11 protein-coding genes and 1 pseudogene are annotated in these 11,570 nt (G+C 72.4%); 8 read left to right on the top strand and 4 right to left on the bottom strand.

The genetic code is table 11. The features are described from left to right. From QZ433_RS05800 to QZ433_RS05790, 3 genes and pseudogenes are all read right to left on the bottom strand, one after another. Positions 1 to 260, bottom strand: a pseudogene (locus QZ433_RS05800) (alpha/beta hydrolase); the annotation flags it as partial. Between the two features lie 169 nt (positions 261 to 429). Next, the gene (locus QZ433_RS05795; RefSeq protein ID WP_295780659.1) at positions 430 to 1,785 is read right to left on the bottom strand and encodes an amidohydrolase family protein; all 1,356 of its coding nucleotides are present in this window, start codon (positions 1,783 to 1,785) and stop codon (positions 430 to 432) included. 202 nt (positions 1,786 to 1,987) lie between these two features. Then, the gene (locus QZ433_RS05790; RefSeq protein ID WP_295780657.1) at positions 1,988 to 2,986 is read right to left on the bottom strand and encodes an alpha/beta hydrolase fold domain-containing protein; all 999 of its coding nucleotides are present in this window, start codon (positions 2,984 to 2,986) and stop codon (positions 1,988 to 1,990) included. 174 nt (positions 2,987 to 3,160) lie between these two features. Between QZ433_RS05790 and QZ433_RS05785 the strand changes: the two genes are divergently transcribed. From QZ433_RS05785 to QZ433_RS05755, 7 genes are all read left to right on the top strand, one after another. Beyond that, the gene (locus QZ433_RS05785; protein WP_295780655.1) at positions 3,161 to 3,868 is read left to right on the top strand and encodes an SDR family oxidoreductase; all 708 of its coding nucleotides are present in this window, start codon (positions 3,161 to 3,163) and stop codon (positions 3,866 to 3,868) included. Positions 3,869 to 4,012: 144 nt separating this feature from the next. Continuing rightward, positions 4,013 to 4,363: a carboxymuconolactone decarboxylase family protein gene (locus QZ433_RS05780; protein WP_108317866.1), complete on the top strand. Its 351-nt coding sequence runs from the start codon at positions 4,013 to 4,015 to the stop codon at positions 4,361 to 4,363. A gap of 2 nt (positions 4,364 to 4,365) precedes the next feature. Next, a complete protein-coding gene (locus tag QZ433_RS05775) occupies positions 4,366 to 5,643 on the top strand; it encodes a M20/M25/M40 family metallo-hydrolase (RefSeq protein WP_295780654.1) in 1,278 nt (425 codons plus the stop codon). Between the two features lie 353 nt (positions 5,644 to 5,996). Continuing rightward, positions 5,997 to 7,025 carry an amino acid ABC transporter permease gene (locus QZ433_RS05770; protein WP_295780653.1) on the top strand — a complete coding sequence of 343 codons (1,029 nt, stop codon included), beginning with the start codon at positions 5,997 to 5,999 and terminating at the stop codon, positions 7,023 to 7,025. Continuing rightward, the gene (locus QZ433_RS05765) at positions 7,022 to 7,804 is read left to right on the top strand and encodes an amino acid ABC transporter ATP-binding protein (protein ID WP_295780652.1); all 783 of its coding nucleotides are present in this window, start codon (positions 7,022 to 7,024) and stop codon (positions 7,802 to 7,804) included. Before QZ433_RS05770 ends, QZ433_RS05765 begins: the two co-directional genes overlap by 4 nt. 60 nt (positions 7,805 to 7,864) lie before the next feature. Beyond that, complete coding sequence (locus QZ433_RS05760; protein WP_295780651.1) at positions 7,865 to 8,845, top strand: ABC transporter substrate-binding protein; 981 nt, start codon at positions 7,865 to 7,867, stop codon at positions 8,843 to 8,845. Between the two features lie 69 nt (positions 8,846 to 8,914). Next, complete coding sequence (locus QZ433_RS05755) at positions 8,915 to 9,418, top strand: GNAT family N-acetyltransferase (RefSeq protein ID WP_295780649.1); 504 nt, start codon at positions 8,915 to 8,917, stop codon at positions 9,416 to 9,418. 125 nt (positions 9,419 to 9,543) lie between these two features. On the opposite strand, the gene QZ433_RS05750 is transcribed toward QZ433_RS05755, so the two are convergent. Next, on the bottom strand, positions 9,544 to 10,644 hold the full coding sequence (locus QZ433_RS05750) for an FAD-dependent oxidoreductase (RefSeq protein WP_295780647.1): 1,101 nt from the start codon (positions 10,642 to 10,644) through the stop codon (positions 9,544 to 9,546). Positions 10,645 to 10,868: 224 nt separating this feature from the next. On the opposite strand from QZ433_RS05750, the gene QZ433_RS05745 reads away from it, so the two are divergent. Then, on the top strand, positions 10,869 to 11,570 hold a 702-nt coding region (locus QZ433_RS05745; protein ID WP_295780645.1), incomplete at its 3' end, for a GNAT family N-acetyltransferase.

Genomic DNA, 11,570 nt, shown 5'->3' with positions numbered 1-11,570 from the left:
GATGCCACCCCCAACCCCTCCAGCACCGGACAGAGCCCCCGCGCGACGTCGACGACACGACGCCCGGGCACCCGCGGCGATCCGGCGTAGGCCGGACGCGCCACCGAGACGACGGCGAGCCCGTGCTCCTCGGCCGCCGCGCGGACGGGCTCGAGGATGGCTCCGGTCTGCGGCGATCCGTGGTGCCACAGCAGCACCTCCCGCCCGGCGACGTCGTCGTGCGAGGTGTGGACGTCGAACCCGGCGATGGTCGTGCGCATGCGGCCAGGCTGGCACAGCGTGCGAGGCGGCGCGAGGTGTGCGCCCGCGCCCGCGCCCCGGCACCCGTCGCCCGGTGGCCCGGTGCCTCCGCAGGGCGGGGCAGGGCAGGGCAGGGCGGCGGGCGCGGCGAGGGGCGCGGCCGAAGGGCTACAGGATGACGCCGAACTCCTAGGCCAGCGCGGGGAGCTGGGAGTGCAGCACCGCCGACGCCTCGACGGCGAGCGGGTTGGTCGAGACGCCGTTCTCGCTGACGAGCTTTCCGCCGACGTAGACCTGCTGCAGATTGCGCAGGCCGCACGCGAGCACGTAGCTGCGGACGGGGTTCCAGAGCGGACCGACATCGGGCTTGCGCGGGTCGACGACGACGAAGTCGGCGAACTTGCCCACCTCGAGGCTGCCGACGCGGTCGTCGACGCCCATGATCTCCGCTCCCCCGAGCGTGTGCAGGCGCAGGACGCGCTCGGGCATCATCGACAGCGGGTCGTGGGTGCGGGCGCGCTGCATGAACATGCCCATGCGCATGTTCTGCCACGGGTCGGCGACGTCGGTGCACGCCTGGTCGTCCAGGCCCATGCCGACCTTCATGCCGAGGTCGAGCATCTCGGGAACCTGGGCGATGCCCGACGCCAGTCGTCCGTTCGACGCGGGCTGCCACGACATCGAGGCACCGCCGGCCGCGGCATCCCGGATGATCTCGGGCGTGGTCTGGATGAAGTGGCCGAACATCATGCCCGGCCGCAGCGCGCCGGCGTTCTTGTACAGCTGGAACTTCGTCTGCTGGTGCTCGATCGCCTCGTACGTCTCGAGGAAGTGCGCCTGGTTCGTGACACCGAACCGATCCATCACCGCGACCTCGATCTCGGCGGCGTCGGGCCTCGTCGACCACTGCACCTGCCCCATGATCGAGGCGCCGAGCGCGATGTCGGGATCCATCGCGAGGACGTGGTCGAGCGAGGCCTCGAACCGGGCGAAGATCTCGTCGTCGGTGCCGACGGTGGCGTCCAGTGCGATGGAGTCGACGAAGCGCAGGCCGGCGTCGTGGCATCCGTCCGCCTGTCGGGTGTGCCAGGCGTGATCGCGCAGCTGCCCGCCCCCGTCGGCGCGCTTGCCGTCGACCATGGGTTCCCACGGCAGCAGCGGGTCGGTGAAGTTGTACGCCGTGGTGACGCCGTTGGCGAGGAAGTCGAGCGACCCGTGCAGCGTCGCCCAGTAGATCTGGTCGGGCGAGGCGTTGTTGAGCACGCTGAACATCGAGGTGCACCAGCCGTACAGCGTCTGGTCGACGCCGAGGCCGCGCGAGCCGCTGGTGAAGAGGTGGCTGTGGCTCGACACGAAGCCGGGGGCGACGAACTTGCCGTCGACGTCGAGGGTCTCGTCGGCCGTCATTCCGGGGGCGGGGTCGCCCTCGCCGATCGCGGCGATGCGTCCGCCCTGGACGAGCATGTAACCGCGCTCGATGTAGCCGGGGTCGTCGGTGCCCGCGGGGACCGTGATGAGACGTGCGTTCGTGACCAGGAGCGACATGTTGATGACGGTAACAATGGCGTGTTTCCGCGGTGTTCCGGCTGCTTTGCGGGGCGGTGGCGGGGGCTCGTCCCCGTTTTCGCAGGGCAGGTCCCATTTATGGCGGCTTCGACGGGGCGGAAGCGACCAGAAGTGGGACGAGGTCCGCGGGGGCCGGGCGCACCGACAGGCGCGTCCGTACCGCCCCGGCCCCCACCCCGCCTCAGGCGAACGCCGCGCGCACGGCCGGCCCGACCTGCGCCAGAACCTCGTCGCGCGCCGGCGTCGACGGGAACACCAGGAACAGGTGCGGCACGCCCTCGCGTCGCACGAACGTGACGGGGACCCCGGATGCCGTGAGCCGGCCGGCGTAGTCTCCCGCCTCGTCGCCGAGCGGGTCGACGGCGGCCGCGACGATCACCGCGGGCGCCGAGCCGACCAGGTCGTCCGCGCGCAGCGGCGCCGCCTCGACCGGGACGACGGCCGCAGCGCGACCGCCCGCCGCCGGAGCGCCACCGCCGTCACCGCCACCCGCGGCATCCCCGACATAGAGCCCCCAGTACCACTGCATCCCCCTCGCCGTCAGCGGCAGGTTCTCGGTGTGCGCGCGATAGCTGGGCCTCCCGGGATCGGGGGCGTCGAGGACCGGACACAGCAGCACCTGCACCTGGATGCCGGGTGCCCGCCCCTCGCGCGAGCGCAGGGCGAGGGCGGCGGCCAGGTTGCCGCCCGCACTGTGCCCCGCGACGCCGAGGAGCGCCGGGTCGATCAGCCCCCCGGCGCCGGACGCGGCGAAGCGCAGCCCGCGCTCGAGGTCCTCGAGCCCGGCCGGGAAGGGGTGCTCCGGCGCGAGCCGATAGTCGACGCTCAGCACCTGCGCTCCGGCCGCCAGGGCGAGCGCGCGGCATAGGGCGTCGTTGTTGTCCAGGTCGCCCGCGACCCACCCCCCGCCGTGCGCGAAGACGAGCGTCCCCCGGTGCCCCGCGCGGGGCCGGTACAGACGCAGCGCGAGGCCGTCGGCATCCAGGTCGATCGATTCGAGGGTCTCGTCGTCGGGCAGGCGCACCCAGGACGGGTTCGCGCGCAGCTCGGCCAGGCGGGTCGCGTCGTCGGTGTCGGCGTCGGTGGCGCCCGAGGGGATCGTCCCCGCCTGCGCGGCGAGCCGCGCCAGATGCGCGCGCACGGCGGGGTCGGTGATCGCGGGGTGGACGGCAGGGGTCACGGGAGTCCTTGGGGAGGAGGGGTCGGAACGCTTCGAGCGTAGGGTCCCGGATGCCGCCGCCCCGCCGTTCGCGCGCACACTTCACGCCACGGAAACACGCGCGTCTCGGACCGCGGCGACGCCGGGCGTACCGTGACGGCCGAGGGCGCGCCCGACGCCCGCGGAAGGGATGCCATGTCGCAGCGCGTCATCGTCACGGGAGGATCGGGCGGCATCGGCGCCGCGATCGTCGAGAGGTTCGCCGGCGACGGCGCGCGCGTCGCGGTGCTGGATCGCCGCGCGCCGGTCGGCGAGGCGGCATCCCTCTTCTTCTCGGTGGACCTGCGCGATCCCCTCGACACCCGCCGCGCGGTGGGCGAGGCGATCACGGCCCTGGACGGCATCGACGTGCTCGTCAACTGCGCCGGGGTGTTCCAGCACGCCTCGCTGCTCGACATCACCGTCGACGACTGGGACCTGGTGCTGGAGGTCAACGCGCGCGCGACGCTCGTGACGATGCAGGCCGTCGCCCCCGCCATGCTCGACGCCCGCGGCGGCGCGATCGTCAACATCGCGAGCATGGCCGCCAAGCACGGCGGCGGTGGCGAGGGCCACTACGCCGCCTCGAAGGCCGCGGTCGTCGCCCTCACGCGCGCCGGAGCGCAGGAATGGGGATGCCACGGCATCACCGTGAACGCGGTCTGCCCCGGCTACGTGCTGACCGACATGGGCGCCGACACCCGCTCCGAGGCCGACATCGCCGCGTGGAGCGCACGCTCGCCCCTGGGAAGACTCGGGATGCCGCAGGACGTCGCCGGAGTGACACACTTCCTCGCTTCACCCGCCGGCGGCTACCTCACGGGTCAGGCGATCAACGTCACCGGCGGCATGATCATGCACTGAACGGCTCCGCCGGCCACCGGCGAACGCGCCGCAGCGGCATCCCTCCCCCGTATGTCACCGTGTGACGCGCGCCGGCCGGCACCGACGGCCCGGCGTGGCAGCGTGGAGCGGGCACTCCGCCACCGAGACCGCCCGGGAGAGACCATGTCCGAGTACTTCGACCGCACCGCCGACAAGACCTACACGAAGGTCTACAAGAACGAGACCCCCGACATCCTCGCCGCGTTCGCCGCGTTCGACCAGGCCGTCTTCGCCCCCGAGGGTCGCGCCATCCCCCTGAAGTTCCGCGAGCTCATCGCCCTCGCCGTCGGCATCACCACGCAGTGCGTCTACTGCATCGACGGGCACTCGCAGAACGCCGTCAAGGCCGGCGCGACCGAGGCCGAGCTGGCCGAGGCCGCCTGGGTGGCCACCGCGATCCGCGCGGGTGGCGGTTACGCGCACGGACGCCTCGCCTTCAAGCTCGGCGAAGACGCCCGGCCCCACCAGCACTGACGATGTCGCCCCTCGAGGCCGAGGCGCTGGAGTACATCCGCGCGTTGATCCGCATCGACAGCGTCAACACGGGCGACGCCGCGACGATCGGCGACGGCGAGGCCAGGGCCGCCCTGTTCGTGCAGGCGCGACTCGACGAGGTCGGCTACGAGACCGTGCTGGTCGAGCCGCGCCCCGGCCGGGCCAGCGTCGTCGCGCGGCTGGCCGGAGCGGACCCGGATGCCGGAGCCCTCGTCGCCCACGCGCACCTCGACGTCGTCCCGGTGGATGCCGCCGACTGGACGCACCCGCCGTTCGGGGCCGAGATCCACGACGGCGTGCTCTACGGGCGCGGCGCCGTCGACATGAAGAACTTCGCGGGGATGCTGCTGGCGATCGCCCGGTCGTTCCGGCGGGAGGGGATCGTCCCCCGCCGCGACCTGATCTTCGCGTTCTTCGCCGACGAAGAGGCCGGCGGCGTCTGGGGCGCACGCTGGCTCGTGCAGAACCGCCCCGAGCTGTTCGCCGGGGCCACCGAGGCGCTGAGCGAGGTGGGCGGGTTCTCGCTGCCGCTGCCGGGCGATCGGCGCGCGTACCTCGTCGCCACCGCTGAGAAGGGCGTGTCGACCGCGACGATCACCGCGCGCGGGCGCGCCGCCCACGGCTCCCGCCCCACCGCCGACAACGCCGTCGTGCGCCTGGCCCGGGCGGTCGGCGCCGTCGGCGCGCACACCTTTCCCGTCGTGCGCACCGCGACGCTCGAGCGGTTCGTCGAGACGTGGGAGCGCGCCGGAGGACGCTTCGGCGACCTGGGGTTCGCGGCATCCCTCATCGATGCGGGCATGCGCAACACCGCCTCGCCCACGGTGCTCACCGCGGGCGGCAAGGCCAACGTCATCCCCGCCTCGGCGAGCGCGACCCTGGACGTGCGCATCGTCCCCGGACAGCACGACGTCGTGCGGGCGGAGCTGGCCGCGGTCGTCGGCGACGACGTCGAGGTGACCTGGGCGCGCGACATCGAGGCGATCGAGTCCCCCGTCGACGCTCCCCTGGTCGACGTGCTGCAGCGCGCGATCGGCGCCGAGGACCCCGAGGGGGTGGTCGTGCCGTACCTGCTTCCGGCGAGCACCGACAACAAGCACCTCAGCCGCCTCGGCATCCGCGGGTACGGCTTCGTTCCGCTGCGCGTGCCCGCCGACTTCGACGTGTTCGGGCAGTTCCACGCCGCGGACGAGCGCGTGCCGGTCGAGGCGCTCGCGTTCGGCACCCGGGTGACGGCGCGGATCCTGCGCGAGGCTTGAGCCGCCCGTCGGCGCGGTGCGAGGCCTGGGCCGGCGGTCGGCGCGGTGCACGGCGCGCGGCGCCCGGCGCGCACAACTCCTGCAGAACCGCAGATCCGGCGCCCGTGATCGCCTCCGCCGCGGGTTTCGCAGGAGTTGTGCGAGGCCCCGTGCGGGGATCGCGGGGCGTGCACCCGACGTACCCGAATCCTCGGGCGCCGTCCAGCGTGTTACGGCGCGAGGCGTCTCATTGCGGTGCGTGGCAGGTCGTTTCGACGTGTGAAAGGCCGCCTCGCGGCGCCCTCCGACGCCGTCGTAGCGTGACGCAACCCACCGGCGCCCCGCGCCGTCACCGCGCTTACGAGGAGCACGTCATGACCACCACCGCGCCGGCATCCGCCGACCGCACGGCGACGCCCGCCGGATCGACCGCCAAGGTCGACCTGGGGACGATCACCGTGGTCCCCACCCGTCACTGGTGGCGCTGGATCCTCAGCGCCCTGCTGCTGTTCGTCGTCGCCCAGTTCGCCTGGAGCCTCGTCACGAACGACCGGTACATGTGGGACACCTTCGCGCAGTACTTCTTCTCGGAGCCGGTGCTGATCGGCATCGGCTACACCCTGAGCCTCACCGCGATCTCGGCGGTCGTCGGCTTCGCCCTGGGGACGGTGCTGGCGCTCGGGCGCCTGTCGGCCTCTCCGCTGCTGAACGCGGTGGCGTGGGGGTACATCTGGTTCTTCCGCTCGGTGCCGCTCGTGGTGCAGATCATCGTCTGGTACAACCTCGGCTACCTTTACCCGACCCTGGGCCTGGGCACCCCCTTCACGACGGACTTCTGGATCGTGGAGTTCCCCACGGTGCAGCTGGTCAGCGCGTTCGCCGCCGCGATCCTGGGCCTCGGGCTGCACCAGGCGGCGTATTCGGCCGAGATCATCCGCGGCGGTCTCGTCTCGGTCGACCCGGGTCAGCACGAGGCCGCCGCCGCGCTCGGCATCCCGGCATCCCGTCGCCTCTTCCGCATCATCCTGCCGCAGGCGATGCGCTCGATCGTGCCCAACGCGACGAACGAGGTGATCGGTCTGGTCAAGGGCGCGTCGGTGGTCTTCGTGATCGCGATCCCCGAGCTGTTCTACGCCGTGCAGGTCATCTACAACCGCAACAGCCGGGTGATCCCGCTGCTGCTCGTGGCGGTCATCTGGTACACGCTCATCACCACGATCCTCAGCGTCGCGCAGTACTACATCGAGCGGCACTACGCGCGCGGCTCGGCACGCGCCCTGCCCCCGACGCCCGTGCAGCGCACCCGCCGCTGGGTGGCCGCGCAGTGGGCGCGCCTGGGCGATGCACCCCCGGGGGCGACGGACGCCGCGAGCCCCGCACCCGAGAAGGGAGTTCGAGCATGACCGCCGCAACCGCCACCCGGGGTCTCGTCGAGATCCACAACGTGCGCAAGAGCTTCCACGGCACCGAGGTGCTGAAGGGGATCGACCTCACCGTCGAACCCGGCGAGGTCGTCGCACTGCTCGGTCCCAGCGGGTCGGGGAAGTCCACGCTGCTGCGCACCATCAATCACCTCGAGACGGTGGATGCCGGATCGGTCACCGTCGACGGGGAGTTCATCGGCTACGAACTGCGCCACGGCAAGCTGCACGAGCTGCGCGAACGCGAGATCCTGCGCCGTCGCACGCAGGTGGGGATCGTGTTCCAGAACTTCCACCTGTTCCCCCACCTGACGGCGCTCGAGAACATCACCGAGGCGCCGCTCGCCCTGAAACGGCTGAGCAAGGACGACGCCGCCGAGCTCGCCCGCGGTCTGCTCGACCGCGTCGGACTCGCGCACAAGGCCGACGCGTACCCGCGGCAGCTGTCGGGCGGCCAGCAACAGCGCGTCGCCATCGCCCGCGCGCTCGCGCTGCAGCCCAAGGTGCTGCTGTTCGACGAGCCGACGAGCGCCCTCGACCCCGAGCTGGTGGGCGAGGTGCTCGACGTCATCCGCGACCTGGCGAAGCTCGGGACGACGCTCGTCATCGTGACGCACGAGATCGGCTTCGCCCGCGAGGTCGCCGACCGTGTCGTCTTCCTCGACGACGGCCACGTCATCGAGCAGGGATCGCCCGACGAGGTGCTGGGGCGCCCGCAGCACCCCCGCACCCGCGAGTTCCTCGCGAAGGTGCTCGGCTGACGCCGCGCCCACTCTCACCCGACTCACCCCACCCGCACACACCCCACCAGGAGACACAGCATGGCACTCAGCAAGAAACAGGGCGTCGCCCTCGGCGTGATCGCCGCGGCCCTCGTCGCCGTCGTCGGCGTCGGCGTCACCGTCGGCCTCAACCGCCCGGCCGAGGCGGTCGCGGCGCCCGAGCCCTCGGCATCCGCATCGAACACCCCCGCCGAATGGGTGCACACGGACGCCGTGCCCGAGGCGGTCGCCGCACTCAAGGCCAGCGGCTTCCAGCCCATCGAACCGGGCAAGCTCACCGTCGCCGTCGGCGCGTTCGTCCCGCCGCTCAGCTACGTCCCCGAGGGCGAGACGCTGCCGTCGGGCACCGAGCCGAACATCGGCTCGCTCATCGCCGAGGGCCTGGGCCTGGAGTACAACCCGGTCGTGGTCGCGTGGGCGGACTGGCCGCTCGGCATCCAGTCCGGAAAATACGACCTCATCACCGCGAACGTCACCGTGACCGAGGAGCGCAAAGAGCTGTACGACTTCGCCAGCTACCGCCAGGACCTGCTGGGCTTCGCGGTGAAGTCCGACAGCACGATCGACAAGATCGAGACCCCCGACGACATCTCGGGCCTGAAGATCGTCGTCGGCTCGGGCACCAACCAAGAGAAGGTGCTGCTGAACTGGAACGAAGAGCTCGTCGCCGCCGGCAAGGCGCCCGCCGATCTGCAGTACTACGACGACACCGCGGCCGCGACGCTCGCCCTGCTGTCGGGTCGCGTGGACGCGACGTTCGGTCCCAACGCCACGGCCGCGTGGGCGTCGCGCGACACCGGCGAGACGAAGATCGTCGGTGTCGTGCCGGGCGGATACCCGCTGCAGGCCGATATCGCCGCCGGCACCAAGAAGGGCAACGGCCTGATCGGCCCCGTGCAGATCGTGCTGAACGAGCTGATCGCCGACGGGAAGTACGCCGAGGTCCTGAAGGCCTGGAACCTCGAGTCGGAGGGCATCTCGACCTCTCAGATCAACCCGCCGGGACTCCCCAAGTCCTGACCCTCGCGCACGGCCCGGCCTTTCACGGGCCGGGCCGTGTCGCGCGTCCGGAAGAGAAGAATGGATGCCATGACCCCCACCCTCACCATCCGGCTCGTCGACCCGGGTGAGTACGCCGAGGCCGGCCGGCTCACGGCCGACGCCTACCGCCACAGCTACGACGGCCTGTCCGAGGCGTATCTGGACTCGCTCGCCGATGTCGCCGGGCGCGTGGAGCAGGGCGAGGTGTGGGTCGCCGTCGACGGCGATGAGATCCTCGGCACGGTCTGGACCCCGCGACCCGGCGAACGTCTGTCGGAGCTGGCCGCGGAGGGCGAGCTCGACTTCCGCCAGCTCGCCGTCGCGCCGTCGGCCCGGGGGCGCGGCATCGGCGAACTCCTCACACGTCACGTCCTGGCGCTCGCGCGCGAGCGCGGCGCCGCGCGCGTGGTGATGAACAGCGGGCCCGAGATGCTCGGCGCCCACGCGCTGTACCTCAAGATGGGCTTCTGCCGCCTGACCGAGCGCGAGGCGCCGATCGAGGTCGAGCCCGGCCGGTGGCTCGACCTGCGGGCGTTCGGGTACGACCTCTGAGCCGGCGCCCCGGGCTCACCTCACCGCGAAACTGCATCCGGCTGACAACTCGGCGACATCCTGCAACCGGTTTGTCAGCCGCGCGCAGTCTCGCTGCGCAGGCGGGGCCGGGAGCGGGCGGCCGCTCAGGCCGCGGCCAGTGCGGCGAGCGTGCGGCCGACGACGGGCGTGAACTTGAAGCCGTGGCCCGAGAACCCCGCGCCCACGACGATCGGTCCCGAGCGCTCGAGCACGAAACGGGCGTCGACCGTCGAGGTGTAGGTGCAGGTGATCTCGGCGAGGTCGGTGGCATCCACCCCCGGCAGCCAGTCGCGGACGTACCGGACGAGGGCGTCCGTGAGCGCGGGATCCGGCACGAAGCTGCGCCGGTCGGGATCGGTCTCGGGGCCCGCCGCGTGCCAGCCCGCTTTCACGCCTTGACCGGGCGTGAGCATGCCGTACACCGGCGCCGCGAACCACGACGTCGCGTCGTCGTCGGCCGCGGGATGGTGATTGAAGCCGGGCCAGGATGCCGCCGGGTCGAGCGGCCGGAAGTGCGCCGGCTGCTCCTGGGTGACGCGCAGGGCGGGCAGGCTCACCCCGCGGACGCCCGCGAGCGTCTTCTGGGTCCACGCGCCCGCCGTGCAGATCAGTCGGCGGGCGCGGACACGTCGGCTGCCGGCCGCGTCGGTCGCCGTGAATCGCACGTCATCGTCGCCGTGCACCTCGATGTCCGAGACGGTCGTGTTCCACCGCGTCTCCGCGGCCCCGGCAACCGCGGCGCCGGTGAGGAACGCGGCGACCGAGGTATCGGCATCCAGGCGTCCGGCTGTCGGATTGTGCAGAACGGGTCCCTCGAAGCGCAGGCCCGGCCAGCGCGACGCCGCCTCGCGAGCGTCCAGCACCTCGGCCGCGAGCCCGGCCGACGTGATCGCCGCCGCGGTGGCCGCGTGATCGACACCCGGGCCGTGGGTGACGATGCCCGTCGTGGTCAGCAGCGTCCGACCGGCTTCGGCCTCGAGCTCGCGCCACAGCACCTCGGCGTCACGGAGCCAGGAGAGGTATTCGGGCTCGGCGTAGGCCACGTTGAAGTTGCGCGAGGCGCCGTGCGAGGCTCCGCGGACGTGTCCGGGCTCGAACCGCTCGAACACCGCGACCTCTCGACCCGCGCGTGCGAGGTGCCACGCGGTCGCGGCTCCCATCGCGCCGGCACCGACGATCGCGACGTCGAGGCGTTCGCCGCTCACGCGGGCGTCCCGGGTTCCCGCAGAGCGACGGCCCGCCGGTCGTGCCGCGCGACGCCGTCGATCGCCCATGTCGGGTGCAGAGCCGTCATGCCGCCAGTATCGCCCCTCGGCCGCCGTCGCCGCGCCGCGGGGGAAACGACGGGTAACACGCGCGCGGGGCCTCGGCCGTTGCGCGCTGTGACCGTCGAGTTGCACCACGCCCACGACCGGCGCAGAGTGTCCCGGTGACCTCCCCCGCGACCCTGCCCGTCCCCCACGCCGACGCGACCGTCCTCGACAACGCCGCGTGGCACTCGCTCGCCGGTCCGCACGCGTCGTTCGCGATCGGCGGCGACCTGGTGCGCCGGTATCCGGCCGACGTCGCGCCGTTCGTCGCGGTGCGCTCGTGGGAGGAACCGGGGGTGTGGGACGCCCTGCGCGCGCTCGTCGGGCCCGGCGCCGAGGTCGGGCTCTCGGGCTACGACGGCGAGATCCCCGAGGGCTGGGAGTACCTGGGCGGCGGAGAGGGTGTGCAGCTCGTCGAGACCGATGCGTTGCAGACCCGCCCCTTCGACGAGGCCGTCGAGCTCGGCCCCGACGATGCACCCGAGATGATGGCGATCGTCGAGCGCAATCAGCCGGGCCCCTTCCGCCCCCGCACCCACGAGCTCGGCCGCTACATCGGCATCCGTCGCGGGGGTCGACTCGTCGCCATGGCCGGGGAGCGCCTGCATCCGACCGGCTGGACCGAGATCAGCGCGGTGGCGGTGGATGCCGATCACCGCCGCCAGGGCCTCGCTTCACGCCTGGTGCTGGACGTGGCGTTCCACATCCAGCAGCGCGGCGATCGCGCGATGATGCACGCGGCCGCGGGCAACGTGAACGCGATCGCGGCGTACGAGAAGCTCGGCTTCGCGCTGCGGCGGCGCAATCGCTTCGTGGCGGTG

This window comes from uncultured Microbacterium sp. (assembly GCF_913776565.1).
Lineage (GTDB): Bacteria > Actinomycetota > Actinomycetes > Actinomycetales > Microbacteriaceae > Microbacterium.
This window is presented reverse-complemented; position numbering and strand designations above follow the sequence as displayed.